Origin of the sequence: Nocardia sp. NPDC051911 (assembly GCF_040681035.1) — a bacterium.
Classification (GTDB): Bacteria; Actinomycetota; Actinomycetes; order Mycobacteriales; family Mycobacteriaceae; genus Nocardia; species Nocardia sichangensis.
The window spans coordinates 20,103-47,097 of record NZ_JBFAXY010000032.1; the positions used below are offsets into that span (position 1 = coordinate 20,103).

28 protein-coding genes are annotated in these 26,995 nt (G+C 68.4%); 8 read left to right on the top strand and 20 right to left on the bottom strand.

Annotation, left to right across the window (positions count from 1 at the left end):
- Positions 1 to 8: 8 nt before the first annotated feature.
- Positions 9 to 941 carry an alpha/beta fold hydrolase gene (locus AB0L97_RS30545; RefSeq protein WP_364436247.1) on the bottom strand — a complete coding sequence of 311 codons (933 nt, stop codon included), beginning with the start codon at positions 939 to 941 and terminating at the stop codon, positions 9 to 11.
- A 351-nt stretch (positions 942 to 1,292) separates the two neighbouring features.
- Between AB0L97_RS30545 and AB0L97_RS30550 the strand changes: the two genes are divergently transcribed.
- Complete coding sequence (locus AB0L97_RS30550; protein WP_364436250.1) at positions 1,293 to 2,438, top strand: acyl-CoA dehydrogenase family protein; 1,146 nt, start codon at positions 1,293 to 1,295, stop codon at positions 2,436 to 2,438.
- Complete coding sequence (locus AB0L97_RS30555) at positions 2,422 to 3,117, top strand: helix-turn-helix domain-containing protein (RefSeq protein ID WP_355078431.1); 696 nt, start codon at positions 2,422 to 2,424, stop codon at positions 3,115 to 3,117. The genes AB0L97_RS30550 and AB0L97_RS30555 overlap by 17 nt, the downstream gene beginning before the upstream one ends.
- Here the strand turns inward: AB0L97_RS30555 and AB0L97_RS30560 are convergent.
- A complete protein-coding gene (locus AB0L97_RS30560; RefSeq protein WP_355078430.1) occupies positions 3,099 to 3,425 on the bottom strand; it encodes a hypothetical protein in 327 nt (108 codons plus the stop codon). The genes AB0L97_RS30555 and AB0L97_RS30560 overlap by 19 nt on opposite strands.
- Before the next feature lie 230 nt (positions 3,426 to 3,655).
- On the opposite strand from AB0L97_RS30560, the gene AB0L97_RS30565 reads away from it, so the two are divergent.
- A complete protein-coding gene (locus tag AB0L97_RS30565) occupies positions 3,656 to 4,414 on the top strand; it encodes a hypothetical protein (RefSeq protein WP_364436255.1) in 759 nt (252 codons plus the stop codon).
- A 6-nt stretch (positions 4,415 to 4,420) separates the two neighbouring features.
- Here AB0L97_RS30565 and ligD read toward each other — a convergent pair whose 3' ends face one another.
- From ligD to AB0L97_RS30590, 5 genes are all read right to left on the bottom strand, one after another.
- Positions 4,421 to 5,422, bottom strand: a complete 1,002-nt coding sequence (ligD, locus tag AB0L97_RS30570) for a non-homologous end-joining DNA ligase (RefSeq protein WP_364436258.1) — start codon at positions 5,420 to 5,422, stop codon at positions 4,421 to 4,423.
- A complete protein-coding gene (locus AB0L97_RS30575; RefSeq protein WP_364436329.1) occupies positions 5,419 to 6,504 on the bottom strand; it encodes an ATP-dependent DNA ligase in 1,086 nt (361 codons plus the stop codon). Before AB0L97_RS30575 ends, ligD begins: the two co-directional genes overlap by 4 nt.
- A gap of 126 nt (positions 6,505 to 6,630) precedes the next feature.
- The gene (locus AB0L97_RS30580) at positions 6,631 to 7,032 is read right to left on the bottom strand and encodes a cold shock domain-containing protein (RefSeq protein WP_356969708.1); all 402 of its coding nucleotides are present in this window, start codon (positions 7,030 to 7,032) and stop codon (positions 6,631 to 6,633) included.
- Between the two features lie 32 nt (positions 7,033 to 7,064).
- Positions 7,065 to 8,165 (bottom strand): SPFH domain-containing protein, encoded by a 1,101-nt coding sequence (locus AB0L97_RS30585; RefSeq protein ID WP_355078427.1) that lies wholly within the window; start codon positions 8,163 to 8,165, stop codon positions 7,065 to 7,067.
- Positions 8,166 to 8,184: 19 nt separating this feature from the next.
- Entirely contained in the window at positions 8,185 to 8,418 is a 234-nt protein-coding gene (locus tag AB0L97_RS30590) for a hypothetical protein (RefSeq protein WP_364436260.1), read from the bottom strand.
- 107 nt (positions 8,419 to 8,525) lie between these two features.
- On the opposite strand from AB0L97_RS30590, the gene AB0L97_RS30595 reads away from it, so the two are divergent.
- The gene (locus tag AB0L97_RS30595) at positions 8,526 to 11,573 is read left to right on the top strand and encodes a tetratricopeptide repeat protein (RefSeq protein ID WP_364436263.1); all 3,048 of its coding nucleotides are present in this window, start codon (positions 8,526 to 8,528) and stop codon (positions 11,571 to 11,573) included.
- A gap of 12 nt (positions 11,574 to 11,585) precedes the next feature.
- Here the strand turns inward: AB0L97_RS30595 and AB0L97_RS30600 are convergent, their stop codons facing one another.
- On the bottom strand, positions 11,586 to 12,215 hold the full coding sequence (locus AB0L97_RS30600) for a TetR/AcrR family transcriptional regulator (RefSeq protein WP_355078424.1): 630 nt from the start codon (positions 12,213 to 12,215) through the stop codon (positions 11,586 to 11,588).
- A 171-nt stretch (positions 12,216 to 12,386) separates the two neighbouring features.
- Here AB0L97_RS30600 and AB0L97_RS30605 point away from each other — a divergent pair, with 171 nt between their 5' ends.
- Positions 12,387 to 13,886 (top strand): condensation domain-containing protein, encoded by a 1,500-nt coding sequence (locus AB0L97_RS30605; RefSeq protein WP_364436267.1) that lies wholly within the window; start codon positions 12,387 to 12,389, stop codon positions 13,884 to 13,886.
- Between the two features lie 12 nt (positions 13,887 to 13,898).
- On the opposite strand, the gene AB0L97_RS30610 is transcribed toward AB0L97_RS30605, so the two are convergent.
- Genes AB0L97_RS30610 through AB0L97_RS30625 form a run of 4 tightly spaced genes read right to left on the bottom strand, consistent with a single transcriptional unit; the run spans position 13,899 to position 19,283 of the window.
- Entirely contained in the window at positions 13,899 to 15,224 is a 1,326-nt protein-coding gene (locus AB0L97_RS30610) for a pyridoxal-phosphate dependent enzyme (protein WP_364436270.1), read from the bottom strand.
- On the bottom strand, positions 15,224 to 16,738 hold the full coding sequence (locus AB0L97_RS30615) for a decarboxylase (protein WP_364436273.1): 1,515 nt from the start codon (positions 16,736 to 16,738) through the stop codon (positions 15,224 to 15,226). The genes AB0L97_RS30610 and AB0L97_RS30615 overlap by 1 nt, the downstream gene beginning before the upstream one ends.
- Positions 16,735 to 18,021, bottom strand: coding sequence for a heavy-metal-associated domain-containing protein (locus AB0L97_RS30620; protein WP_364436276.1), 1,287 nt, complete (start codon positions 18,019 to 18,021; stop codon positions 16,735 to 16,737). Before AB0L97_RS30620 ends, AB0L97_RS30615 begins: the two co-directional genes overlap by 4 nt.
- Positions 18,018 to 19,283 carry an aminotransferase class V-fold PLP-dependent enzyme gene (locus AB0L97_RS30625; RefSeq protein ID WP_364436279.1) on the bottom strand — a complete coding sequence of 422 codons (1,266 nt, stop codon included), beginning with the start codon at positions 19,281 to 19,283 and terminating at the stop codon, positions 18,018 to 18,020. The genes AB0L97_RS30620 and AB0L97_RS30625 overlap by 4 nt, the downstream gene beginning before the upstream one ends.
- Positions 19,284 to 19,421: 138 nt before the next feature.
- On the opposite strand from AB0L97_RS30625, the gene AB0L97_RS30630 reads away from it, so the two are divergent.
- Complete coding sequence (locus AB0L97_RS30630) at positions 19,422 to 19,853, top strand: pyridoxamine 5'-phosphate oxidase family protein (protein WP_355078418.1); 432 nt, start codon at positions 19,422 to 19,424, stop codon at positions 19,851 to 19,853.
- Here AB0L97_RS30630 and AB0L97_RS30635 read toward each other — a convergent pair.
- The 4 genes from AB0L97_RS30635 to AB0L97_RS30650 form a co-directional block, all read right to left on the bottom strand.
- The gene (locus tag AB0L97_RS30635; protein ID WP_355078417.1) at positions 19,850 to 20,284 is read right to left on the bottom strand and encodes a CBS domain-containing protein; all 435 of its coding nucleotides are present in this window, start codon (positions 20,282 to 20,284) and stop codon (positions 19,850 to 19,852) included. The two genes, AB0L97_RS30630 and AB0L97_RS30635, sit on opposite strands and share 4 nt — an antisense overlap.
- 102 nt (positions 20,285 to 20,386) lie before the next feature.
- The gene (locus tag AB0L97_RS30640; RefSeq protein WP_364436284.1) at positions 20,387 to 21,691 is read right to left on the bottom strand and encodes a helix-turn-helix domain-containing protein; all 1,305 of its coding nucleotides are present in this window, start codon (positions 21,689 to 21,691) and stop codon (positions 20,387 to 20,389) included.
- A 186-nt stretch (positions 21,692 to 21,877) separates the two neighbouring features.
- Positions 21,878 to 22,114: a hypothetical protein gene (locus AB0L97_RS30645; RefSeq protein ID WP_356969653.1), complete on the bottom strand. Its 237-nt coding sequence runs from the start codon at positions 22,112 to 22,114 to the stop codon at positions 21,878 to 21,880.
- A gap of 222 nt (positions 22,115 to 22,336) precedes the next feature.
- The gene (locus tag AB0L97_RS30650; protein ID WP_355078414.1) at positions 22,337 to 23,134 is read right to left on the bottom strand and encodes an SAM-dependent methyltransferase; all 798 of its coding nucleotides are present in this window, start codon (positions 23,132 to 23,134) and stop codon (positions 22,337 to 22,339) included.
- A 326-nt stretch (positions 23,135 to 23,460) separates the two neighbouring features.
- Between AB0L97_RS30650 and AB0L97_RS30655 the strand changes: the two genes are divergently transcribed.
- On the top strand, positions 23,461 to 23,682 hold the full coding sequence (locus AB0L97_RS30655) for a DUF397 domain-containing protein (protein WP_039797917.1): 222 nt from the start codon (positions 23,461 to 23,463) through the stop codon (positions 23,680 to 23,682).
- Positions 23,683 to 23,772: 90 nt separating this feature from the next.
- Positions 23,773 to 24,660: a helix-turn-helix transcriptional regulator gene (locus AB0L97_RS30660; protein ID WP_355078413.1), complete on the top strand. Its 888-nt coding sequence runs from the start codon at positions 23,773 to 23,775 to the stop codon at positions 24,658 to 24,660.
- A 158-nt stretch (positions 24,661 to 24,818) separates the two neighbouring features.
- Here AB0L97_RS30660 and AB0L97_RS30665 read toward each other — a convergent pair whose 3' ends face one another.
- The 4 genes from AB0L97_RS30665 to AB0L97_RS30680 form a co-directional block, all read right to left on the bottom strand.
- On the bottom strand, positions 24,819 to 25,046 hold the full coding sequence (locus tag AB0L97_RS30665; protein ID WP_355078412.1) for a hypothetical protein: 228 nt from the start codon (positions 25,044 to 25,046) through the stop codon (positions 24,819 to 24,821).
- Positions 25,047 to 25,340: 294 nt separating this feature from the next.
- Positions 25,341 to 25,643: a putative quinol monooxygenase gene (locus AB0L97_RS30670; RefSeq protein WP_043690427.1), complete on the bottom strand. Its 303-nt coding sequence runs from the start codon at positions 25,641 to 25,643 to the stop codon at positions 25,341 to 25,343.
- Between the two features lie 64 nt (positions 25,644 to 25,707).
- Positions 25,708 to 26,367, bottom strand: coding sequence for an SDR family oxidoreductase (locus AB0L97_RS30675; RefSeq protein WP_356968221.1), 660 nt, complete (start codon positions 26,365 to 26,367; stop codon positions 25,708 to 25,710).
- Between the two features lie 34 nt (positions 26,368 to 26,401).
- Positions 26,402 to 26,971 (bottom strand): DUF2599 domain-containing protein, encoded by a 570-nt coding sequence (locus tag AB0L97_RS30680; protein WP_364436293.1) that lies wholly within the window; start codon positions 26,969 to 26,971, stop codon positions 26,402 to 26,404.
- Between the last annotated feature and the right edge of the window lie 24 nt (positions 26,972 to 26,995).

Sequence of the window (26,995 nt, forward strand, 5' to 3'; positions counted from 1 at the left end):
CGCCGTGGTCAGCTGCTGCGCGGGGTGATCGCCGCGCGGTCGGCGCGCAGGTCGTCGACGAAGTTGGCGATGGCCTCGGCGACCAACAACGGCTCGGTGATCGGCAGCCAGTGATTCGCCGGGACGGCGCAGCGCCACAGCTTGTCGACCCAGCGCGCGGAGGCGTCGTAGACGGCGGCCGGGACGAACGGGTCGGTGGTGTCGACCAGCAACTGGACCGGGACGGCGGTCCGGCGCACCCGCGGCTTGCCCAGGTGGTGCAGCAGATTCGCCTGCGCGATGCGCGCGCCCGCGAGCAGATCGCCACGCCAGGTGGGCGCGATCCGCGCGGGCAGCGGTGATACTCCTCCGAGCCCGCGCACGAACAGGCCGCGCAGGCGGGGCGGGTAGAGCCTGCGGGCCATGGGACCGGGCGTCAGCGCCCAGCGCGCACCGTGCAACCACCAGCCCAGATCGCGGAGTTCGCGGCCGGCGCGGGGCGCCAGCGCGCGCAGCCACAGGCCGAGATGATCGAGGTTCGGTCCGGCGATCGCGGTGAACGAGGCGATGCGGGTGTTGGCACGCTCGTCGCAGACCGCTTCCCACAGTTGCACCGCGCCCCAGCCGTGGCCGCATGTGTGCACCGGCCTGCGCGGGCTGGCGGCGTCGATCACCGCGAAGAAGTCCTCCGCCAGCGTGCCGAGGCGATATTCCGACAGTACGGCGGGAACGGCCGAATCGCCGTGGCCGCGAACGTCATAGGTGATGACCCGGAAGCCGTCGGCCAGCAGGGCCGCGACCGTGGACCACACGCTATGAGTGTCGGTGAGGCCGTGCACCAGCACCAAGGGCTCCGCGGCGGCATCACCCCATTCGAAGACGGCGAGTTCGGCGCCGTCCCGGTCGACCGTCCAGGTGCGGTCCGGTCGGGGCGTTTCGGTGGTGTCGAGCAGTTCGGTCATGTCCTTACCTCATTCGCTGCCGGCTACCGATCCGATGGCACGTCGCCGTCGTGCCCGATGTCAGTAATTCCGATACGGACAGTACGAAGGATTGACCCTTGGAGGGAAAGGTAAAACGTCCGAATATGGCGCAGCTCACCACCGGAATCGCGGCACGGGCGGCGGTTTCTCCTCAGCACTCGGCAGGCTGCCCGCCTCCGCTCGCGGTCGGGCCTGCTCATCCGGGCGCGGGCTCGCATTCGGGTGGCCGTGACGGTGGCTCGCTTCCCTTGTTGACAACTCGCCAATAGTTCGGGAATCTGAGGCGTAACCGGCGAAGGGGCCGGACCGGAGCTAGCAAAGGATCCAGCGATGGCGCGCGCGGCGTGGAGTGACGACGAGGTCGAGGCGGTACGAGATCTGGCGAAGACCTTCTTCGAGAAGGAGGTCGTGCCTCATGAGGAGAAATTCGTCGCGCAAGGGCACCCCGATCGCGCGCTGTACAACCGGGCCGGTGAACTCGGCCTGCTGTGTCCCGCGATTCCCGCCGAATACGGCGGTGGCGGCGGTACGTTCGCGCACGAAGCCGCCATCATCGAGGAGCAGGCCCGCGCCGGGGACGGATCGATGGGCATCCCCGTGCACAGTTCGATCATCGCGCCGTACCTGTACGAGTTCGGTTCCGAGGAACTCAAGCGGCGTGTGCTGCCCAAGGCCGCGAGCGGCGAGATCGTGCTTTCCATCGGCATGACCGAGCCGGGCACCGGATCGGACCTGCAGAACATCAAGACCCGCGCGGTACTGGAGGGCGACGAGTACGTCATCACCGGCTCGAAGATCTTCATCACCAACGGCTGGCTCTGCGATGGCATCATCATCGCCGCCAAAACCGACCCCACCAAGGGCGCGGCCGGTGTCTCGCTGATCTTCGCCGAAGTCGGTGACGACACTCCCGGTTTCAAGCGCGGGCGCATCCTGAACAAGATCGGCGGCAAGGCCCAGGACACCGCGGAGCTGTTCTTCGACGGCCTGCGTGTGCCCGCGTCCAACCTCCTCGGCGGCGCCGAGGGTCAGGGCTTCTACCAGATGATGCAGATGCTCGCGCAGGAACGCCTGGTCACGGCGATCATCGCGGTCGCCATGATGGAGAAGGCGGTGCAGCTCACCGTCGATTACACCAAGGGCCGCGAAGCGTTCGGCAAACCGCTGTTCGCCATGCAGAACACCAAGTTCGAACTCGCCGAGTGCGCGACCATCACCAAGGTCTCGCGCACCTTCCTCGACGACTGCATCGACAAGCACCTGCGCGGTGAACTCGACATTCCCAGCGCTGCCATGTCGAAATACTGGCTGACCGATCAGCTCGGTATCGTGGTGGACCGCTGCCTGCAACTGTTCGGCGGCTACGGCTACATGACGGAGTATCCGATTTCCCAGCTCTACACCGGCGCCCGCGTCCTGCGCATCCTCGCGGGCAGCAACGAGGTGATGAAGGATCTCATTGCCCGGTCTCTCTGACACCAGGAGTGCGGCCGCGGACGGTGGCGCCGACCCGGCGCTACCGCGCCGCCGCAGGCTCGAACCCGACGAGCGGCGCGCGCAGATCCTCGCCTGCGCGATCGACATGTTCGGCGAGCGCCCGTACGCGGCCGTCTCCACCGCCGAACTGGCGCAGCGCGCGGGCGTCGCGCGCGGTCTGATCAACCACTATTTCGGCAACAAGCGCGACCTTTATCTCGCGGTGGTGCGGCGCATGGTGACGTTGCCCAAACTCGACAACATGGTCGTGCCCACCGGCAGCTGGCGTGAGCGGGTCGATGCCAGCGTGCGCTGGCTGCTGGACACCATCGCCGAGCACGGCAGCACCTGGGTGAAGGTCACCAGCCACGAGGGCGTCGGCGACGATCCCGAGGTGCAGCAGATCCTCGACGCCGCCGACGACGCGGCGGCCGAGCGCCTGCTGCTGATGGTCGGCCTCGCCGATTCGGCACACGACGCCGAACTGCGCGCGATGGTGCGTGCCTATGGTGGTCTGGTCAAGGTCGCGGGCCGGGAATGGATCACGCGCGGCACGCTCACCCGCGCGCAGGTGCACGAGCTGCTGTGCGACATGCTGCTGACGCTGGTCACCGAATCGCTGCCCAAGGTCGACCGCAGGCAGTCACCCGGCGGCCCGGATCACCGCTCGCCGCTGTAGCGAATCGGACGCAAGGCGCCCGGCCCGTGGCCGTGGCGGCCGTGCTTCAGTTCGATCGCCTGTTCCCGGTGATGTTCGACGAGCAGGGCGCCGACGCCGGTGATCCACAGCGCGGCCGTCACGACCACACCGACGCCGGTCCAGCCGGTGAACCCGTATCCGGCGGCGGTCAGAGTACAGGCCAGCGCTACGACGCCGAGGGTGCACAACACGATGCCCGGGAGGTTGAAGTTGTCATCGAGCAAATCTCCGGCCCTGGCATGCCAATGCGGGGTATCCCGGCCGCTCGAGGTCGTCTTATCGGACATGGATCCTCCTGAAGAAAGGCCGCGGTCAGGTGGGTCGTATGTCGACCAGCATGCGCCTCGGCTAACAGATTCGCGAGAGTTGCGACACGTTTGTTATTACGGCCCGATCACAAATATCCGACACTTCGAATCAACTTTTCGCCGCGCGCGCCCTATTCTGTGTCGGTATATCGGGGCGGGTCCGGGCAGTCCGAGGTTCCTGCGCGGTGTTGGTGTGGAGAGGGACCTGAATGACACGGGCAGAACGGCGTGATACGGATCGCTGGCCGCAGGCGCGGCCGGAGGATCGCTGGTCGGAGCCGGAGCCCGACGGCGGCTGGGCGGACGAGGAGGACGAGCGCTGGCCCGAGCAGCCGCCGAGCCGCCGCCGAACCGGCCGACTGCGGGTGGAGATCCCGCCGATCGTCAATCCGTACGCGATTGTCGCGCTCGTGGCGGCGCTGCTGGGACTGTTCCCGGTCGCCATCGTGTTCGGCTTCATCGCCTTCAGCCACCCGCGCGGCCGGGTCATGGCGATGTTCGCGCTGCTGCTCGGCGTCGCCGAGATCACCGCGGTGGCCGGGTTCGTCCTGCTGACGGGCAACTGGCTGCCGGACGTGATGAACCGTCAGTCCGTGATCGCGCCCACGCCCGTCGCGTCGATGCCGACGACCGTCGAGCGTCCGGTGGTGACGACCACGGCGGCAGCGCCGAGCCCCGCTGTCACCACTACGCCGTCAGCGAGCCAGGGGCCGGTCACGAAAGGTTCGTCGTGCAGCGAGGCGCAACTCGGCCAGATCGGCAGCGCCGCCGACGGTGGCACCCTGATCTGCCTCACCACCTCCGGCGGCTACCAGTGGGCGGGCCCGCACGTCGTCGCGACCGCCGTGCAGCAAGCGGGGTCGAAGTGCGACGCCTCCGGGGCGAAGACCGGACGCACCGCCGACGGCCGGGCCCTGGTGTGCGAACTCAGCGGCCGCAGCGGCACCTGGGTGTTGTGGACCGAATAACGCTCGCTATTCGGCCTTCTTGGCGCGGCTCGGCTGCACCCTGGGCGGTTCGTTGGGCATCTTCGGATATTGCGGGGGCCACGGCGCGTCCATGAGACCGGCCGCCATGTCCCGGTCGGACATCTCCAGCAGCGGGGCGATGGACTGAGGCGCACGATCGGCCCACGGGTCCCCCGATGCGGCGTAGCGTGCGGGGACGGTCGCGATGGTCAGCTCGTCGGGCACCACCGAATCCAGATCCGCCCAGCTGATCGGCGTCGAGACCTGCGCGCCGACCTTCGGCCGCACGCACCAGGCGCCGAACACCGTTTTGTGCGGCGCGTTCTGATTGAAATCGATGAAGACCCGGTTGCCGCGTTCTTCCTTCCACCACTGCGCGGTGATGTCCTCCGGGAACCGGCGCTCCAATTCGCGGGCCAGCGCCACCGCGGCGGCCCGCACCTGATAACCGTCCCACTTCGGTTCCAGCGCCGAGTAGAGATGCAAGCCGCGTGAGCCGGAGGTCTTGATCCAGGATTCGATGCCGAGTTCGGCGAGCAGATCCCTGGTGCGTATCGCGGCGTGCCGGAGATCGGCGAAGGTGATGCCCGGCGAAGGATCGAGGTCGATGCGCAGCTCGTCGGCGATCTCCAGATCGTCGGCGCGGTTGGGCCAGACGTGGAACCCGAGGCATCCCTGGTTCACCGCCCACAGGATGTGGGCGAGATCGTGGGCGACGAGGGCGTCGCTGGTGGTGCCGTTCGGTGTGGACACCTCCACGGTGTGCAGCCAGTCCGGCGCGGATTTCGGCACCCGTTTCTGGAACCAGGACTTGCCGGACGCTCCGTCGGGATACCGCTCCAGCAGCAGCGGACGCCCGCCCACCACATTCAGGAACGGCTCGGCGATCGCCTGGTAGTAACGCACCAGATCGAGTTTCGTCTCGCCGCGCTCGGTGAAATAGATCTTGCCCGGATTGCTGATCGTGACGGTCCGGCCGTCGGTCTCGATGTCGACGGACTCGGTCATCGCGCCGCGCCTTCGCCGAACAGCGTGCTCAATTCCGCGGGCGCGACCTCGTCCAGCTGCGCGTAGGTACACGATTCCGGCGTCCGGTCGGTGCGGAAGCGCACCAGCCTGCCGCCGTGGCGCAGCCGTCCCGACTGCACGTGCTCGTAGCGCACCTCGGCGACCAGCTCCGTCCGCAACGCCTCCCAGGACAGATCCTTGCCGCCGGTCCAGCGGCTGACGCCGCCGGGCATCTTGCCCTCCGCCGCCGCCTGTGCCGCGGCGTCGGACCAATCCCGCCAGGGATGGTTGTCGAGCGCGTTCTCCCGCAGTGGCGCGAGCTCCTCGACCAGTTCCTTGCGCCGGGCCGCGGTGAAGCTGCTGGCCACGCCGACGTGGTGCAGGCGGCCCTCGTCGTCGAAAAGTCCGAGCAGCAGCGAGCCGACCCCGGCACCGTCCTTGTGCCAGCGGAAACCCGCCACCACGCAGTCGGCGGTGCGCTCGTGCTTGACCTTCAGCATCACCCGCTTGTCCTGGAGATAGGCGAGGTCGTCGGATTTGACCATCACGCCGTCGAACCCCGCGCCCTCGAAACGGGTGAACCAGTCCTCGGCGACGTCGGGATCGTGGGTGAGCGGAGTCAGGTGCACGCGCGCGAGCGCGGTGTCCAGGATCGTTTCGAGCAGCCGCCTGCGTTCGATGAACGGCTCCCCGGTCAAATCCTTGTCGCCGAGGGCGAGCAGATCGAAGGCCACGAAACTGGCCGGCGTCTCCGCGGCCAGCTTGGCGACCCTGGACGCGGCCGGATGCAGCCGGTTCTGCAAGGTGTCGAAATCCAGACCCTGTTCGGTGACCACCACGATCTCGCCGTCCACCACGCAGCGGTCCGGCAGCGCCTGCTTCAGCAATTCGGCGACCTCGGGAAAATACCTGGTCAGCGGCCGGTCATTGCGCGAGCCGAGTTCCACTTCGGCGCCGTCGCGGAACACGATGCAACGGAAACCGTCCCATTTGGGTTCGTAGCTCAGGCCCGGCTCGCGCGGCACCGCGGGCGCGGATTTGGCCAGCATCGGCCGCACTGGTGGCATCACCGGTAGCTCCACGCGATCCTCCTCGGGTTCGATCCTCACCCATGTCGACGGTGCGCGCGGACCGAACTCATCGGTATGCGGCCGCGGCCTCGGCTCGATCGTAGGCGGGTGCCCCGACAGGTTCGTGGACTTCGCCGGTCAGTTCTCCAGCCAGCCGTGCTGGTCGGCGAACGCGGTGAGCCGGTCGCGGATGGTGAGGATCTCACCCGCGGTGAGCGCGGGGCTGGCGTCCAGGAGCAGCTCGGTGATCAGGCGCTGGTGCTCGGCGACGGTGAGCTGTCCCGAACCGGCCCTGTCCTTACCCTTGTGCCGGGCGGCGGGTGCGGACGACCCGCCGACCACAGTGAGATTGACCGCCTTGGGTCCGCGGTCGCCTTCGGTCACCTCGAACTCGAACACCCGTCCCTGTCGCAACTCGTCCTCGTCCAGGCCGATGTCGTTGACGTGGACGAACACATCGGGTCCACCGTCCTCCGGCCGAATGAATCCGAATCCCCGAGAGCTGTCGAACGACACCAATTTCCCGATGGACACCAACACCCGCTCCTCGTCGCCGTCGCTACTCGGCAACTTTAACGCGCCTTTTCGCCGTCGTCGGAGGAAAGCGCCTTTTGCAGCGAATTGAAAACGGTCAGTCCCTGACCGACCATTCCGTTCACCAGTTCGCTGACTCCGTCCGGTCCGTTCAGCACGGTGAGATTCGCGTTCGCCAACCCGTTCGACGCCTGCCGCACGATTTCCGGAAGTTGTTCGATCAACAACTGATCCAGCGCGATGCGGTTGTTCGACGCGGCCGCCTCGGCCTGGATCCGGGTCCGGTCGGCTTCCGCCTCGGCCAGGATGCGCACCCGATCCGCTTCCGCCTGAGCGGGTTTGACGACCTCGGCCTGCAACTGCTGCTCACGCAGCTCGGCCTCCTTGCGCGCCTGCTCGGCCTGGGCGGTGAGCACCTCCTGCAACGCCATCGCCTCGGCGAGCGGGCCCGCCTGCGCCGCCTCCGCGTTGGCCTTGTCGATGTCGCGCTGGTACTGCGCGCGCAGGATCGCCGTCTCGCGCTGATATTCCGCTTGCCTGCGCTGGGATTCCTGCTCGGCCTGCGCCGCCGCCTGCGCGGCCTGCGATTGCGCGATCTGCGCGTCGCGCTGGACGGCGGCATTGTGCGGGGCGGCGAGCGCGGCGATATAGCCGAGGTTGCCGTCATCGATGGACTGGATCTGGAACGAATCGACCCACAGGCCGATGTTGCTCATCTCGACTTTCGACGCGACGAGCACTTCGTCGGCCAGTTTCTGCCGCTCCCGGATGATCTCCTCGACCGTCATCGAGCCGACGATCGAACGCAGGTGCCCGGAGAAGATGCGTCCGGTCAGCACCGACATCTCCCGCTCCTGCTCGGAGAGGAACCGCTGGGCGGCATTCACGATGGAGGAGGTGTCGTTGGCCACCTTGAACGCGATCACAGCGCGGACGTCGAGCTGGATCGCCTGTTTGGTGACGCACCGCTCCTTGATCTCGGATTCGAACATCGCCAGCGACAGGTAGCGCACCTTGCGGAACAGCGGAATCACCCAGGCGCCGCGTCCGATGACTACTTTGAACGGCGTGTTGTCGCGGCTCTTGCCGCCGCTGACCAGCATCGCCTCGTCCGGGTCCGGCACATGGTAGCCCAGCACGTCTGTCTCCCTTACTTTCTCAGGTTTCTGCTGCCGGGTCCGGGGCGAGCGGAATCCACGGGACGACGTCGACGACGCGCCCCGGATGGACCGCGATGACCAGCACGGTCGCACCGGCCGGGATCGGCTCGGCGGACTGTGCGATGTACAGCTCGGTTCCCCCGCGAATCGCGACCAGGACCTCGCTCAGCGTCCCGGCACCTCGGATCGGCGATGTGAGCGTACCCGTCAAACCCACCACCGGGTCGGTCATCGCGCGATCTCCTTCTTCCGGCTCTCGGACCGTCACCCTACGTCTCGCACAGCGCCTTTCGGTATCGGTGCGGCGGAACGGCGCGGCGGCGCGAGTATGTTTCTTGCATGGGAGGTCGGCTGGCGCTGGTGGTGGGGTCGGAATGCGCGGCGCTGGGAGATCTGGGTTTCACCGAAGAACTCGCCAACGGCTTGTACGGGAGTCTGACCGAAGCGGGCGGGTGGCGGCCCGCCATCGAGCTGGACGGCCCGGTGCTGAATCCCACTGCCGCGCAACTGCTCGAGGCCGTCGACGCTGCCTTCACGGCGGCATCGCAGCGGCAGGCCACCCTGCTGCTCGGCTTCATCGGTCACGGCGTGGCGACCAGCGCCGAGGACTTCTACCTGCTCGGCCACGATTCACCCGCTGATCCCACCTCGCACAACGCGTTTCACCTGACCCAAGAGATCCGCGAGCGGCTCGACCGCGCCGCGCTGGACGGGCTCGTGCTGCTCGTCGACGCCTGCGAGGCGGGGCAGGGCGTCCAAGGGGCCGCGCGCCGGTGGACCGATCTGCTGGCGCAGTCGGGCGGCCGGATGGAACTGCTGGTCGCCTCGGGCGACGGGCCCGCGTATTCCGGATGCTTCACCCGCACCATGCTCGCCACCTTCGACCTGGGCCTGCCGCTGCGCGGGGAGAACCTGCTGCCCTCGGACCTGGTCGATCCGATCGCCGTGCAGTGCACCCATCAACAGCCGCAGCATCTGTCGTTCAGTTCCGGCGCGGTGTCCCCGGCACAGGGCGTCGACCCGGGGCTGTGGCTGGTGCCGAACACCGCGCGCCACCGCGACGCGGTGAGCGGACGCTCCGCGGCCGGATTCGTCGACCAGCTCACCCGGCGTCTGCTGCTGACGCCCGATGTGCGCGAGCGTCTCGACGCGATCGTCGACGCGGGCAGCCACCGGCTGCGTGCGGTGCTGGGTCCGGCGGGCGTGGGCAAGTCCACGCTGCTGGCGATGCTGATCCGCCCCAGCCTGGTCGACGGGCTCGCCGTCACCCCCGACTACATCACCGCCGCGGTGTTCCTGACGGTGAACAGTTCGGTGGAGTCCGTGGCCGCTGAGCTGGCCGCGCAGCTCGACGCGCGCGTGCCCGGCTTCCGTGAGGCGGCGCGCGCGGCCAGGGCGCACCGGCCCAGGGACGAGTTCGACATCTTCGACATCCTGGTCCGCCGCCCGTTGGCGCGGCTGTCCACGGCGGGCCGCCGGGTCACCCTGGTGTTCGACGGACTGAACCAGCCGCAGGAGGGGACCAGGCGGTTGCTCGTGGCCGCGATCGCCGATCTGACCGGCCGCGAGGATCTTCGGCACGAGCGCGTGATCGTCGGCATCCGGCCCGGCACCGGCGTGGAGGACGATCCGGGGCTGGCGCACATGTACCGCATCGATATCGCCGAACCGGCGGCCGACGACATCGCCGCCGTGGTGGATTCCGCGCGCGGCACGGCGCCGCTGGGCCCGGTCGACTGGATCGGCTGGATCCAGCGGCTGCTGGCGGAGACCCCCACGGACGCGAGCGGTTCGCGGGTGGTGGCGGGTGGCTGGCTGCTCGCAGGCATCCTGCTGGAGGTCGCTTCGGGATTGACCGACGGCGCGGTGGCCTCCGGGATCGGCCTCGACCGGATCATCGCGCTGCGGGTCGAGACGGCGCTGCGCGGGCTCGATCCCGAAACCACCGGTGACACAGCGGCTCTGCTCGGTGTGCTGGTCGCGGCGGGTGTCGGGCCGGTGTTGCCGCTGGAGCTCTTGGATTCGGCGCTGTTGTCGCTCGGCGTCGACCTCAGCGCCGCCCGGGTCCGCGACATCGCCGTGAATCTCGGCACCCTGGTCACCCGCAGTCATCCCGGCACCGTTCGCGAGTCGCTCGGCGTGACCCACAGCGCGTTCCTGCCCGCGCTGGGCGCGGAATGCCACCGCCTCGGCGTGCGCATCCCGGACGCCCACCGCGCCCTGGTCGCGGCGATCCAGGCCGACGGAGGCGACCGGGCCGCGGACTACGCGCGCGGCGCGGCCGTACGCCACTGCCTGGCCTACGGCGATGCCGCCTTGGCCATCGACTTCCTGGAGAAACTGGAAACCGGCAGGTCGGCCGACGACCGCGACCTGTGGGCGGCGTGGACGCCCGACTTCGCCGAGTCACTGGGACCGGACCATCCCGACACCTTCATCACGCGGGAACGGTGGGCATATCACCGCGCCGAGAGCGGCGACCTGGTCGGCGCCGTCGCCGATTTCGAACAGTTGCTCGCCGACCGGTTGCGGGTGTTCGGACCCGACGATCCGGCCACCTCGGACACCCGCGACAAGCTGGCGAGCTACCGCGCCCGCTGCGGCGACTACTCCGGCGCTGGCGAGGAGTTCGAGCATCTGCTCGCCGACCGGCTGCGCCTGCTCGGGCCCGACCATCCCGAAACCCTGCGCACCAGGAACAACCTGGCGTCCAATCGCGGCGACGTCGGCGATTTCGCCGGGGCGATCGACCGGTTCGAACAGCTGCGCGCCGACCGCGCCCGCGTGCTCGGCGCCGATCACCCGGACACCTTGCGCACCCGCAACAGCCTCGCGTACTGGCGGGCGGCAAGCGGCGATCTCGCAGGCGCACGGGCCGAATTCGAGCAGTTGGTAGCCGACTATCTGCGCGTCTTCGGCGCCGACCATCCCAATACGCTCGGCGCGCGCAACAACCTCGCGGCGTTCCGCGCGCGCAGCGGTGATCTGTCCGGGGCGGGCGCGGAGTTCACCCGACTGCTCGACGATCGTCTACGGGTGCTCGGACCGGACCACCCCGACACGCTGCTCACCCGCGGCAAACTGGCCGCCTACCGCGCCGACAGCGGCGATCTCGCGGGCGCGATCACCGACCTGGAGAAACTGCTCGGCGACCGGTTGCGCGTGCTCGGCCCGGACCATCCGGACACCTTCGACACCCGCAACGAACTCGCGGGCTGCCGCGCCCGGCACGGCGACCTGACCCGCGCCGTCGCGGAACTGGAGGTGTTGCTGGTCGCGGAGTTGCGCGCTCTCGGCCCCAGTCACGGCGCCACCATTCGGACGCAGAACACGCTGGCGTACTGGCGGGGCCGGTCCGGGGACCTACCGTCCGGCCGCACCGGGTGACGCGCGGGGCGGTCAGGGACGGTAGAGCGAGCGGTACACCGTGAGCATCGCGAGGCAGTGCTCGATGATCTGCTCGCGGGTGGCGCGCAGCGAGCCGTTCAGCCATGCCGAGAACATGCCCGCGTTCCCGCTGGCCATGGTCACCGCCGCCAGCCTGCGCTTGACCGGATCGTCGATGTGGCCGAACAGATGGTCCTGCATGATCCGGGTGAAGACCGGCATCACCGCGAAGGTGGTCTGCCCGAGCCCGGTGCTGGAATACGGCTCGACCAGGAACAGCCGGGATTTGCGCGGGTCGGCGAGCACCTTGTCCACCAGGATCTCCGACAGCGCGCGATCGCGGGACGGGTCGTCGGTGGCGGCGAAGGCCGTCATGGGTTCGAGGAATTCCTCGGCGACCTGACGGTAGAGCACGTCGAGCAGCTCGTCGCGGCTGGCGAAGCTTTCGTAGAAGTAGCGGTCGGTGAGATTGGCCTTACGGCACACCGCCCGCATGGTGACCCCGCTCGCGCCCGACTCGCCGATCAGATCGAGCGCCGCTTCCAACAGCGCCGCCCGCCGCGTCTCCCTGCGCTCGGTGAGCGTCGTCCCACCCCAGATCCGTGGGCCCCCGTCGTCGTCTGCGTCCTGACCTGTCTGCACGGCCCAACGATAGTGCCTGGCGGCGCGCCCCGGCGCCGCGCGCACCCGCCCCGCCCTCCCCGGTCTTGCCGAACTGGATTCCGCGCCGTCACGGTGCGGTAACTGACGGTTTACTCGACCTGGTTACCTTGCCTGGGTTGCTCGGTGGTTCGGTAGTGGAGGTGACGGCGCGTGCACAACTCCGCTGCGGCGATCTCGTCCGAAGGAATCGGTCACGTACTCGGGCATGCGGGGATGCGCCCCGTACGACCGGCGGTTCGGCCTCTCCCGCCGCCGCGGCGGCCGCTGCCGCTGGCCCGTGGGCCGCGTCCGGCGCACATCCCGCTCGCCCCCGCGCAGGAACGGATGTGGCACGCCGCGCGGGCCGGGAACTCGAGTGACTGGAATGTGACTCGCGCGGTGCGACTGTCCGGACCGGCACTGCGGCCCGAGGGGATCGTCGCCGCGATCGACGACGTCGTCGCCCGGCACGAACCGCTGCGCACCCGTTACCCGAGGACCGCCTCGGGCCCGGCCCAGGTGATCGTCCCCGCGGACGAGGCCGGGGGGCGGACCGACGTCGTCCTGGCCACCGAAGCCGAATTGCCGAGGCATATCGCGGAATTCGCCGCGATCGAGTTCGATCTGGAGACCGACCTGCCGCTGCGCGCCCGGCTGTGCGTGCTCGGACCGCACGAGGTGGTGCTGGTGCTGGTCGTGCACCACATCTCGATCGACGGGCGGTCAGTGGCCCCGCTGCTGCGCGATCTCGGCACTGCCTACCTCGCCGGACAGGACGGAGCCGCGCCGGACTGGCCGCCGCTGCCGATCGACTACGCGGACTACACCTTGTGGAAGCACGCCCAGCTCGGTGACTACTCCGACGAATGGAGCCGCGCCACGCAGCAGTTGCGGTACTGGGCCAACACCCTGGCCGGTCGGCCGCCGGTGCTCGATTTCCCCTGCGTCCGGCCTCGTGCCATCCGCCGAGGCGGTGCGAGCGCGGGCGCCGTCGTACCGGTCGCGTTCGCCGCCGGTGTGCACCGTGCGCTGCTCGATCGGGCGTGCGCGGCGCGAGCCAGCCTGTTCATGGTGTTGCAGACCGCGTTCGCGGTGGCCGTCGGCGCTTTCTCCGGCAGCGCCGACGTGACGGTGGCCACCGCGGTCGCGGGCCGCGATCACCGGCTGCTCGACGACCTGGTGGGCAACTTCGCCGACGACGTGCTGATGCGCGTCCGGCTCGACCGCGCCGCCGACGCGGAGGAACTGCTCGATCAGGTGCGCGGGGTGGCGCTGGCCGCCTTCGCTCATCCCGATACACCCGGCCAGCGGCTGAAGCGCTGCCTGCTGCAGGACGCGGCCTACCCGCTGTTCCAAGCGACGCTCATCCTCCAGCGCGGCGCGGCCGCCCAGCCCGCGGCGGACGCTTCCGGCGGGGTGAGCATCACCGAGGTCGACACCGGAATCGTCCGCGCCAAGCACGACCTCGAATTCGGTCTCGTCGACCGGTACGACCGGCTCGGTGCGCCCGCGGGCATCGACGGCGTATTCATCTACCCGGCCGCGCTGTTCGAGCGGGGAACCGCGGTCGCTTTCACCGAATTGTTCACCGCCACAGTCGAACTCCTGGCCGCCGGTTACCGTGGTCCGGTTACCCCGTTGCTGACGGACTTGTCCGCCGGGCGGCGGTGAGCCCGCGGGCGATCAGCCTCGTTCCAGCGGCAACCCCGCATCGCGCCAGGCGACCACGCCACCGGCCAAGCTGGTGGCGTCGTAGCCGGCTCGCCTGGCCCGTGCGGCGAACCGCACCGACAGTTCACCGACGGGGCAGACGAAGACGACGGGGCGCGAGCGCGGGAACGGGATGCCGTGCCCGAACATGTCGTCGAGCTGGTCGTCGCGGATGTTCAACGCGCCGGGGACGTGCCCGATCCGATAGGCCATGGCGCCACGGCTGTCCACGATGGTCGGGCGTCCGGTCCGGTCCAGCTCGGCGAGCTGCTCGGGCGACAGCCGCGGCACCGCCGCCAGCTCCTCCGCGGTCGGGGCCGCTTCGCGTTCGGCGCGCCCGAACCGTTCCGGCCTGCGCTTCTTGATGTACGACAGGTACGGTTCGAGGCGATCGCAGACGATGAACACCGCCACGAGCGGATCGTCCGGATCCCTCGCGGACACATCGAGCGCGCCGAGCGTCTCCAGCGCGGCGGCGTAACTCGCACCGCTGGTCGGCCCGGCCAGGACCCCGTATCCGCTCGCCAGGCGCAGCGTCGCGTCCACGGCGTCGCCCGCCGTCACGGTCACGATCCGGTCGTAGAATTCCGGCTGGAACAGCCCGACGTCCCACATCTCGCTCTCCGAACGGATGCCGGGAATGAAGTCCGATCGCTCCGAAACCACTGCGACGGTGCGCAATTCGGGATTGTGCTTGCGCAGGTAGGTAGCGGTCCCCCTGGTGGAACCGGTGGTGCCGAGCCCGCCGATCAGATAATCGATCCTGGTGATGCCATCGGCGGCCAGGTCCTCGTGGATCTCCCGGCCGGTGCCGTGGTGGTGCGCCTCGATGTTCTTCTCGTTGGTGTACTGCGACAGATGCCGGTACGTAGCGGGCTGCTGGGCCATGGTCGCCTCGATCACCGAGTAGACGTCGTTCGGCGTCGTCGGGTCCGGGCACTCGGAGAGGCCGGGCAGTTCCACGATCTCGGTGCCTAACAGCTGCAGCAGATCACGGACCTCGCCCACTTTGATCCGGTTGGTCACCGCGCGCAGGTCGATCCCGTACATCGCGCCGAGGACGCGCAGCGCTTTGGCCGTGTTACCGCTGGACGCCTCGATGAGTGTCCGGCCCTCGGCGCGGATTCGCGCCAGGTCGTCGCGCAGCATCGCCCAGGCCACCCGGTCCTTCACCGAACCGAACGGGTTGTGCGACTCCAGTTTCGCGTAGAGTTCGACATTCGCCAGCCCGTGCACCGCGGGGTCGAGCCGCAGCAGCGGCGTGTTGCCGATGAGTTCGGTGATGTGGTCGTATCGCATCAGGGGGCCTCGACGGATCGGACCGGACGGTTGACGAGGTCGGTGGCGTGCGGCGCGATGTGACGCGGCCGGGAAGACTCGACGGGGAAATCGGGCTCGTAGTCGGCGTCGTGCACGACCCGGAACCCGTCGGGCGTCCGGGTGACCGCGAGTTTCGCGGGCAGGGGATGCATGGAGGCCGTCGCGGCGGACAGGTCCATGTGATAGGCGGCGGTATTCGGGAACACCACCGAATCGCCCGGCCGGGGCCGCGCGGGCAGCCACACCTTGTGGTTGGTGATCAGATCGCGCTCCAGGCACAGCCGCCCGGCGAGGTAGACGCCGACCGGACCCCTGTCGCGGTCGCCCGCGGTCGCGTCATCGCCGGGCAGGAGGATCGGGTCGACCATGACCTCCTGATCGGCGGGCGTCACCGAATCGCGGCTGAGGTCGACGTGCACCAGCACGCTGCCGTCGGCGACCTCCTTGACGAACTCGACTGTGGCCACCGTGATACCCGCGTGATCTACCAGCGCCTTGCCCGGCTCCAGCCACATCTCCAGCAGATTGTCGCCCGCCACCTGCGCCACCGTGCGTCCGCCGTGCCGCTCCAGCGGAGCGTCGAGCAGATCGGCGAGCATGCGGTCGGCGGCGATGGTGTTGGCGTACTTGTGGAACACCGGTGTGCCGTGCACGGCCCCGCCCGCGACGTGGTAGCCGAAGGTGTTGCTGCCCCAGGTCATCGGCTCCCCACGGCCGAGCAGCGATTCGCGCAGCGCGAGCACGTAGGCGTCGAACCGCTCGGCGTCGGCGGTGAACACCTGCCGGAAGCCGCCGCCGATGTCGAGCACCGACGGGGTGAGCCCGTGATCGTAGGCGCGCTCGATCAGTCGCAGGCAGGTGTCGATCGCCCGGACGCGCTCACCGAGGTCGCCGGAGTCGAGGTGAAAGGCGAAGCCGAGGAAGGCGATCCGCCCGCGCCGCGCCGACAGCAGATCGAATGCCTGCCCGACATGCGCGAGCGGTATCCCGAACCGGCTCACCTGTCCCGCGTCGAATCCGGAAATTCGCAGTAGCACAGGCACTTCCGCTTGCGTTCCGGCCAGTTCCGCGATGCGGCCCAGCTCCCAGAGGTTGTCCACGTTGATCGTGACCCCTCGGTCGACGAGTTCACGCAGGAAGGCTTCCCCTTTCGGGCCGGTGACCTCGATGCGCGCCGGATCGAACCCGGCGGCGCGGGCGCTGGACAGTTCGTGCGGTGAGGCGACGTCGACGGCGATGCCCTCGCGTTCGGCGGTACGGACGAACGCGCGAGACTGGTTCACCTTGTGCGCGTAACAGATCCGGTGGCCGGGAAGGCTCCGCTCCAGCACGGAACGCAGGCGCAGGAGATTCTCCGAATACACCTGCGGGAATACCAGATGCGCGGGCGATCCGAATCTCGTCAGCGTTTGCGTCGGGAGGCCGGGAGTGTCGAGAAAAGCGCGGACGATCGGGTGGAGCTTCGCGGGCAGCGCCGGCGGCCACGGCGTCATACGGCGGCTTCCGACGGCTCGGTGGCCGACGCCCGCGGCGCGTCGTCCGGCCGCTGCGCGACCGGGTTGTAGCCGCCGTCCCGGATCGCCTCGAACGCACGGGCCCGATTGCGCGGGCTGCGGAACTCGGCCACCACCCGTTTGCTGTCCAGGTCGATCTCGACCACGCGGATGTCCATCGACTCCAGCACTCCGCCGATCGTGCGGACGCAGTGCTTGCAGGTCATGTCGGGCACGTAGAACACCTGGTCCTCGGCGGTCGCGACCCGGTCGGCGGTCGCCTCGTCGAGTTCGGCGCTCACCTCGGTGACCGCGCAGCGGCCCGCGATCTCGGTGAACGTCGCGACGAATCGGTCGACCAGCAGCGGGAGGAGACTGAAATGCCCGCTGTCGAGCTGGTGTGGCGTGGCGGCCGGGCAGGCCGGATGGCTGCCCTCGGGCAGCAGGGCGTATTGCCGGGAGATCAGGTCGAGGTCGTCGTGGTACTTGGCGATCGCCTCGGCCACCGTGAGGCCTTCGGCCGTGGTGGCGCGCTCCATCACGGCGTGCGCGTCGGCGATGGTGGCGTCCTTCATCGCGCGCAGGGTCGCCACCGTCTCCGCCGAATAGCGGACGGTGCCGTCGGGTTGCGCGACCAGCGTCACCGGGATCATGCCCCGCCGGTAGGTCGAGGCCTGCAATTCCCAGAACCATCGCGTGGCGACCGCGGCGAAGATTCCGGAAACGCGGAGCCCTTCGGCGAATTCGGCGGCGTCGCGGTAGGGGGTCGCGTCCGCCAGCAACGCGTGCTGGGCCAGCACGCGCCCCGCCGCCTCGATGCCGACCCGGAAGATGTCGCGCGGATCGTGGTCGGTGGTCGTGCCGGCCAATACGGCGTGTTCGCGAGGTCCGAGCGCCGCGACCCGCGCGGCGAAATCGGCGTCGGCGTCCAATTGGCGCCACAACGCCAGGACCGTCTCGCGCGTCGCGATCGGCACCGACGGGCCGAGACCACCGGCACGGAAGTGCCCGGTATTCGGGATGCCCGCGCTGTCGGTCCACGCGATCCGATGCGTCGCGCTCGTCACCTGGTCCGCGCGGCACGGCCGCATGAACCGCTCCAGATACAGCCGCTGCGAGTAGGTGAGATGGCTGTCCGGCTCGAGACCCAAGGCCGTACAGGCGTATTCGAATCGCCGATGTCGGGGAGCGGGTACCGGTTCGGTGAACAGCCCTGGCTGCGCCAAGTCGGCCAGCACCCTGGACGCGGCCCGCCGGTCGTAGCGGGGGATGTCGTTACTCACGTGACCTCCTCGGCGATGGTTCGCACGCACGCGACGAACCGGTCGATCTCGTCGGGCGTGTTGTAGATGTGCGTGCTGACCCGCACCGAGCCCGCGCCGTCGGATTCGGCGGGGACGCAGTGCGCACCGGTGCGCACCAGGAAACCGAACTCGCTCAGGACGAATCCCGCGTCGGCGGCCGAGATCCCCTCCAGGGTGAAGGAGACGATGCCGTAGCCGACCTCGCAGGTCGCGTGCGCCGGGCCGGGCAGGAACTCCAGGCCGGGAACCGGTCGCAGCCCGTCGATCAGCCGCAGGGTCAGGGCGCGATTGTGCGCGGCGACGGCGTCGAGTCCGAACGATTCCAGCACCTCCAGCGCACTGCCGAGGGCGAGGATGCCAGGAATGTCGGGCGTTCCGCCTTCCAGCAGCGACGGCATCGGCCCCGGGCGCAGCCCGCCGGGACCCGGTTCGACGCCGGAGTTGCCCCCGGGCAGGAACGGCGTCAACCGGTCGTGCACACGCCGGTGACAGTAGAGGATCCCGGTGCCGGGCGCACCGAACATCTTGTGCGCGGCGAAGATCGCGAAATCCGCACCGAGCGCGGTGACGTCGACCGGAAGATGGCCGCCGCTCTGCGAGCAGTCGAAGCACAGCAGGATCGCCGGATCGATCCGGCCGCGCAGTTCCTCGAGAGTGCTCAGACCGCCGAAGACATGGTGCAGATGCCCGGTCGTGATCAGCCGGGTGCGCGGGGTGATCTTGGCCAGGATGTCGTCGGTGTCCGCCTCGCCCGCAGCGGTCACCCGGTAGGGAACGAGGTGGATGCGGCGTCCGAACCGGGCGAGCAGCCCGCGCAAGTGCTGCCACGGGTACACGTTCGACGCGTGATCGCTTGCGTTGTAGAGGATCTCGTCGCCGTCGGCGAGCGCCGTCAGACCCCACGACAGCGCGACGGCGTTGAGTGCGGCGGTGGCGCCCGCGGTGAAGACCACCTCGTCCGGATGCTCGGCGCCGATGAACGCGGCGGCGTGTTCGCGGACGCGGGCGATCCGAGCCGTGAGACCGGTGGCCCAGGGGTAGGTGCCGCGGCCTGCGTTGGCGGTGTTGTTGCTGTGGTAGCGCTGAATGGTCTCGATCACCGGCAGCGGCTTCTGCGTGGTGGCGGCGCTGTCCAAATAGACCTCGGAGGCGCCGGCGAGGGCCGGGAACAGCGACCGCACCGCAGCGGGCGCGAACGTCGGGATTTCCGGCGGCCGGGGAATCTCCTCCGTCCGCGTCACCGGCGATCTCGGGGTGGGGGACCGCAACGTGACGCTCCCTTCCCACCGGTAACTCGGACGTCACCCACGATACGCATTTTCGATACGGACTTCGAAGTTTTGTCGTGGACAAAGGCTTTCACGACTAGCCTGGAACGTATGCCTCTGACCCTGCAAGAGCGTCAAGAGTTCCTTGCGCAGCCGCATATCGCGGCGTTCTCGGTGGCCGCGGGCACCGGTCGTGGCCCGCTCACCGTCCCGATCTGGTACCAATACAGTCCCGGTGACGAGGTCTGGATCCTGACCGGCCCGGAGTCGCAGAAGATGCGCTACATCCGGGAGACCGGCCGGTTCGGTCTGATGGTGCAGCAGGCCGAACCCACGGTCCGCTACGTGAGCGTGGAGGGCCCGGTCACCCGGATCACCCCGATGACCGACGAGATGCACCGTGAAATGGCCGCGCGGTACGTACCCGCCGAATCGGTGGACACCTACCTGAAGGCGGCCGAGGCCTACGGTGAGCAGGTCGCCGTATTCCTGCGGCCGGAGCACTGGCTCTCGGCCGATCTGGGGAACCTCAGCGAGCTCTAATATCTGCCCTGCAGGTACTCCACGAGGTGTTCGCGTTCGTCCGCCAATTCCGAGATCGCGCTCTTGACCACATCGCCGATGCTCACGATGCCGACCAGCCTGCCCTCGTGCACCACCGGCAGATGCCGGATGCGGTGGTCGGTCATGGTGCGGCGCAGGCCGTCGACCCGGTCCTCGGGCGCGCAGGTGCGCACCGCGGAGGTCATGATCGCCGAGACCGGCATGTCCAGCAGGTCCGCGCCCCACGCGTGCAGACTGCGTACCACGTCGCGCTCGGAGACGATGCCCGCGATCGTGTTGCCGTCGGGGGAGACGACGACAGCGCCGATGTTCCGCTCGGCCAGCGTGGCGAGCAGTGTGCGTACCGTCGTATCGGGCGCGACCGTGGCCACGTCGCTGCCTTTTCTGTGCAGGATCTCCGAAATTCGCATATTTCACCATCCAGACGTCGCGGCACTACCAGGATCGCAAGTTCACGGTCCGGTGACCAGCACGAATCCGTTACAGGCCACGATCAGGTCACGGCGCGGACGTCACAGGCGACGGGCGACGCTGCGGTCCAGATCCCGGGCCAGCAGGGCGATCGCCGCCTGTGAGATGCCCGCCGAGGTCGCCAGGTCGATCGAGGTGAGCTGGGCGATGCGGCGCAGGCGGTAGTCGACGGTGTTCGGGTGCACGAAGAGCTGGCGCGCGGTGAGCTGCCGGTTCATGTCGTTGCCCAGGTAGGCGCGCATGGTGTCGAACAGCTCGGGATGGGCGTCGAGCGGGTCGAGGATGGTCGCGATCCGGCGCGTGGCCGGGCCGCTGCGGGTGAGCTGATACTCCACCGCCAGATCCGACATCTGGTAGAGACCGGGCGGCCGGACGCCGACGCGCACGAGATTGAGCAGCTCGTGTGCCTGATCGGCCGATTCGGGGATCTGATCGGTGTCGGTCGGCACCACGGTCGCGGTGAGCGGGACCTCGGCGGCGACGGCGAGCAGCTCGAGCGTGGCGGCCGTGAGGACGGTCTCGGCCTCGTCGCCCGACGGGATGAGCAGTGTGCCGCCCTTGGCGCTGAGCAGCGCGAGCGCGCGGGAGGCGAACACGGTGGCCAGCTCGGACTGTAGCCGTCGCAGTTTCCGGCGCGCGGCGACGTTCCCGTCGACGCGCGGATCGCGCTCGTCCGGATGCTCCGGAATCGACAGGGCGACAACCTGATACGCCTCCGCGATCGGAATACCCGTCTGGCGGGCCAGAGCCGAGCTGCCGCGCCCGCTCAGCAGCGCCGAGGCGAGCGTCTGCGCCGCCGTCTGATGCTCCTTGGCGACCAGGTGCTGTTCGTCGACGTAGGCATCGGACACCGCCGCGGTGATCGCCTCGAGCAGTTCGAGGAGCAGATCGGCGGCGACCAGCACCTCCTCGACGTCGTCGGCCTCGGCGGGCGCGGTGACCAGACCGAAGGCGATGCGCAATCCTTCGTGGTAGGCGCGCAGGATGGTGCTCAACGGCACGCCCTCGCGCGCCCAGCGGGCGGCGGCCGCGCGCACCGGGCCGAGTTGCTCCTCGTCCGGCACGGTTCGCCGGTCGAACATCTCTGCGGCGAGGTTCAGGCAGCTGCGGGTGAGCTTCGTGACGTCACCGCGGATCTGCTCGCCGGGCAGGGTGCGGCAGGGCGCCATGACGTTCTCGAAATATCCGACCATGTGCGAGGCCACGCTGTCGGTGTTCTGCAAAGGCACCGAAGCCGGCTGTCCACCGATTTCCAGCACCGGGTCGGACGAGTCGGCGGACAGATCCAACGCGGAGTAGGTCATGACGAGTTCGCTCCCCAATGCCACGTCGGGCGTGCGAGACATCGCGCCCGAGTCGATCGATCACTATACGAAAGGGCTGTGTGGACCGGGAGTGATCTGTGAGATCGCTTGGGATCGCTCCGCATTCCGTAGTGACCCGATGACGGACGCGCAGCGCGCGGCCCGGATTACGGTGCTGGAGCAGGGTTTACGAAGCGGCGAGGCACTCGCGCGCCGGGATGTGGCCTGTTATTCGTCGTCCAGCCCGGCTGACAGATACGCGGCTGCCGCCAGCCACTGCCTGCACTGCGGACCGTGGACCTCATGGGCGTAGAGGATGTCGCGGGCCTGCCGGTAGGTGAGGCCGCGGGGCTCCACACTGCAATCCGTCGCGGCGAACTCGGGCGCAGGGTACTGGCGGAAGGGCTCGGCGCCGGCGCCGTCGATGACGGCAACCCGGGGGGAAGTTCGAAATGGCTCGATCATTCGACTACCCCTCGCGTCCGACGTGCGGCGGGGAGGCCGACGTACTGGTAGCGCAGACTCGAACTCCCTGCGTACCTCCCCGATTTCGAGTTCGAGTCTATTCCTCCGTCGCTTGCAAATGCAAGTACATCTGCACGATCGGTCGGAGAAAAAACCGGCGGCGGCCGCCGGTGGTGACCGGCGACCGCCGCTGTGCCGCTTGCGGTTTGGCGTTCAGGGGCCTTACGGCTTGCGCGCGACCGCGCCATAGGCGGAGATCGGACGGGACTCGCCCACCTCCGTGGCGCCCGAGCGCCACTGCGTGATGGACACGAAGCCCGGCTCGACCAACTCCAGACCGTCGAAGACGGCCTTGATCTGAGCCTGCGGGCGGGGGACATAAGGAGTGCCACCGGTGCCGGTGTAGTTCTCGCACAAGGTGACATACGCCTTGCTGTCGTCGGTGCCGTCCCACATCACCAGGTAGCTGCCCGACGGCACGGCGTCCAGCACGGTGCGCACGATGCGCAGCAGCTCGTCGTAGGTCTTGGCGTGGCCGAGCACGCCCATGAACATCACGGCGATGGGCTCGTTGAAGTTCAGGACGTGCTTGGCGTCGGTGATGATCCGCTCGGGATCGTGGTAGTCGGCGTCGATGTAGGTGGTGACGCCCTCCGGCGTGGTGGAAGTGAGCAGCGCCCGCGCGTGCGTGAGCACCAGCGGATCGTTGTCCACGTACACGATCCGGGACTCCGGCGCGACGCTCTGGGCGACCTCATGGGTGTTCTGCATCGTGGGCAGGCCGGTCCCGATGTCGAGGAACTGGCGGATGCCCTGCTCCCCGGCGAGGTAGCGCACCGCGCGGATGAGGAACTGGCGCGACTGCACCGCCATGGTGGTGATGTCCGGATCCACCTCGATCCCGGCATCGCCTGCGATGCGGTCGATCTCGTAATAGTCCTTGCCGCCCATCCAGTAGTTCCAGATGCGCGCGGAGTGGGGTATGTCGGTTCGGATGAGGGGGCTGTGGTCTTCGGTCATGGGGTTGTACTCCTAGGCAGAAACGGGTCCGCGGCACTGCCGTGCAGGTGGGTGCGTGGGGTTGTCGCGAATGACTGGTACATCCGATGTGCACTGTGACAGTACAAGATTCGCGCGCGTCCAGAGGGGTGGATCGGCGAGCTGATCTCGGTGTTTCCGGGTCGAGGTGATCGTGTTTCACATCTGTCGCCGGATGACGCCGATCCGTGGGCGCACAGGGGGCGAACTTCGTGCTATCGTCCGGTGTCGGTGCAGATGCAAGAACGTTTGAACGTGCATCTGCACGAACCGAATCGCCTGACTGCGGTAACGGAGGAGTGGGGAAGATGTCGGATACATCCACCAACGAGATCATCGGAACTTGGCGAAAGAGTTCCTTCAGTAATCCGAGCGGCAACTGCGTCGAGGTGGCCGAAACGGCCAACGGCCAGGTGGCAGTACGTAACTCGCGGGACCCGGAAGGCGGGGTCTTGATCTACACGCGTCCGGAGATCGACGCGTTCGTCCGCGGCGCGAAGGCCGGGGAGTTCGACTATTTGACTAGCTGAGCGGTAACATTGGCGGTCGGTGCGGTGTGTCTCGCGACAGGTGGTTGTGACACACTGTGGGCAACCCCCGGAGTATCGGAGACGAACTCGATGATCGCTGAACCCGATGACGATGGTCATGTGCAATCCGTTGTCGCGGAACGTGGTCCGACCGTGCTACGCATCGCATTGGGCGGCCAGCTGCGCAAGCTTCGGGAGAAGAAGGGCATCACCCGTGAAGCGGCGGGTGATGCGATCCGGGGATCGCACGCCAAGATCAGTCGTCTCGAGTTGGGCCGTACCGGCTTCAAGGAACGCGACATCCGCGACCTGCTGACCCTTTACGGCGTTCACGACGCCGAGGAGCGCGAGTCGTTCCTCGAGTTGGCCAGGCAGGCCAACGAGCCCGGCTGGTGGCATCGCTACAGCGACCTGCTGCCGCAGTGGTTCGGCACCTACCTCGGCCTGGAACAGGCCGCGAGCAAGATCCGCACCTACGAGTCGCATCTTGTTCCCGGACTGCTGCAAACGCCCGAATACGCCCGGGCGGTCGTATCGCTCGGGTACGAGGACGCCGACACGGATCGGCGGGTCGCGGTGCGTCAGCGCAGGCAGGAAATCCTCTTCCGCTCGGACCCGCCGGTGGTGTGGGCGGTGCTCGACGAGGCCGCGTTGGTGCGGCCCGTCGGTGGCGCGCAGGTGCATCGAGAGCAGATGCTGCATCTGGTCCGGCTGGCGAAGCTGCCCAATGTGACGATCCAGGTGCTGCCGTTCACCGCGGGGGAGCACGCCGCGGCGGGCAGCTCCTTCAGCATTCTGCGTTTCGCCGAGGCCGAACTGCCGGACATCGTGTATCTCGAACAGTTGACCAGCGCGTTGTATCTCGAGCGGCGGCAAGACCTGGCGTTGTACCTGTCGGTGATGGACCGCCTCAGTGTGCAGGCCGAGCGCCCGGACAAGTCGATCGCGATCATGGAGAAGTATGCCGAAGGGCGCTGAGGCCACGCGGTAGTCTCGGCGCCGCCGAAGACCCGATACGCCGAGCGGCCACCTCCCAAATCGGAGGTGGCCGCTCGGTTTTTCTTTGCTGTCCAATCGCTCGGCGGTGGTAGCCGCCGAAAATTTCGTTATCCGCCGGGCTCGGACGGCGGGACGATCTACTGCTTGATGAAGCTGGAGGCGATTCGCCAGAATGTAGCGGGCTGCAATGCCTCGAGATCCCAGTCGTCGGCCATCGCGTGCGCGGTGGTGACGATGCGGTCGATATCGAAATCGTGCCGAGTCGCCGCCCCGGTGGATTCGACGGCATCGATCACGTATGCCACGGCGGTTTCTCGGGAAAATGCGGTATCGGTGTGGCCGCTGTGGGCCGATAATGTGCTCATATGTCTACCGTTCGCCGGCTGGTCGGCCAGTGCGGTGTCGGCTGATCCGAACCGGCCGCCGGTAAGTGGATGTTCCATTCGAATGCCCCTGTTTCTGGCGGCGGCAAACCCATGGCGGCTTCGGCCTTCGGCTCGCCCACGCGGCCTCCCCTGGTGGTCCCCTGTAAAGCGTTGCGGGACCGAGTTTATGCCGCCGTACCTTTCAGATGCAAGCACATCTGCACGATCGATTGCACGTGCGCACTGCGTATTTCGCGGCCGGAAGTTTGCGGAAACGGTGCCCGACGCGAAATTTCAGTCGCGGCCGAATAGGACGTCCGTGCTGTAATCGATCTGTGTACCCGGCTCGACGAATTGGTCCGCCGCGGCCCGCCAAGCAAGAAAATGTTCGGTGAAACGGTGTGCTTCCGCCGCCTCGTCGTCGGTGTAGAGCTGATAGAGAAAGAATCGGTGGGGGTCCACCCGATCTGCGCAGATGTCGAAGCGCAGACAGCCGGGCTCGGTCCGGACGGAGGCGTCGGCGCTGCGGGATATGGCTGCCAGGAACTCGGCGCGGGAGCCGGGGCGGATCTTCATCGAGACGATTCGACTGAACACGGTTGTTCTCCCATCGTGACCGTTGCGGTCGATCGGCAAGGGCGGTAGCGGGGTGCGCGACAGCTCAATCGGTCAGATGTGCAATTGCCTGGCTAATCGGAGTGTCACCCGAGACGAGTTCGAGGGTCAGCCCGTATGCGGGCGCGGCGGGCAGCAGTCCGGCCAGTACGGCGGCCACATCGGCGCGCGGGACCTCGCTGCGCCCGACCGGGGCCGGCGCGAGAGTCACCAGACCGGTGCCGGGGGAGTCGGTCAGGCGGCCGGGGCGCACAATGGTCCAGTCGAGATCTCTCTCGCGCAGATCGTCTTCGGCCTTGGTCTTCGCGTCGATGTACGCCGCCCACACGTCGTCGGAACCGGGAGCGACCGGCTGCCCCGCGCCCATCGTGGAGATCTGCAGGAAGCGGCGCACTCCGGTGCGCTCGGCGGTCTCGGCCAGCCGGACGGAGCCGCCCAGGTCGACGGTGTATTTCCGGTCCACGCCGCTGCCCTGCCCGGCGCCGGCGGCGAAAACCGCCGCGTCGCCGCCTTTTACAACGTCCTCCACCTCGTCTGTGCCCGCCTTCTCCAGATCGCACAGCACCGGTTCGGCGCCGGTGGCGCGTACGTCGGCGGCGTGCTCGGGGTCGCGGATGAGGGCGGCGACCTCGTGGCCGTTCGCGGTGAGCAATGGGGCCAGCAGCAATGCGATCTTCCCGTGTCCGCCTGCGATGACGACGCGCATGGATCGCTCCTTCCGGTCGGGGCGGCGCCCGCGCTCAGCGCTCGGGGCCGCCGGGATTACAGCGCGCTTCGACGGTGGCCTGGTAGCCCACCGCCGGGCGCCACGGTTCCAGGTTCCAGCTCGGCTTGTCCGGCTGGACCAGCCGGGCCCACGCCCAGTGGCAGACGAACTGATCGCGCATGCCCGGTGCGTCCGCGTCCGCCGACTCGGCCACGACCTCCTGCCACGCCCGTTCGTCCGAGCCGGGAAAGGTGGTCCGCCGACCGGCCTGCGTCGGGAAGACGAGCAGCCGGGGTCCGTCGATCGCTTCGGTCCAGGCGACGTGATCGATCAGCGGCTGTCCCGCGTAGGGGTCGACGGACGGCACGGCGGCCTGCGGTATCGATATCGGCGCGGTCGGTACGGTGGTGGTCGTGGTGCCTGCGGTCGTGGTCGTGTCCGCCGAAGGATCGGGCGAATCGTTTCCACAGGCGATCGGCAGAGGCAGCAGCCCCGCCGCGAGCAGTACGGCGGCGCGGCGCCGGGTGACGAGGCGATACGGGTACCGCTGCGCCACGGTCGAGCCTCCTGTGTTCTCCTCGGCACCGGTTTCCGGCGTGCTCATCCGAGCCTAGCGAGCCCGGGCGGT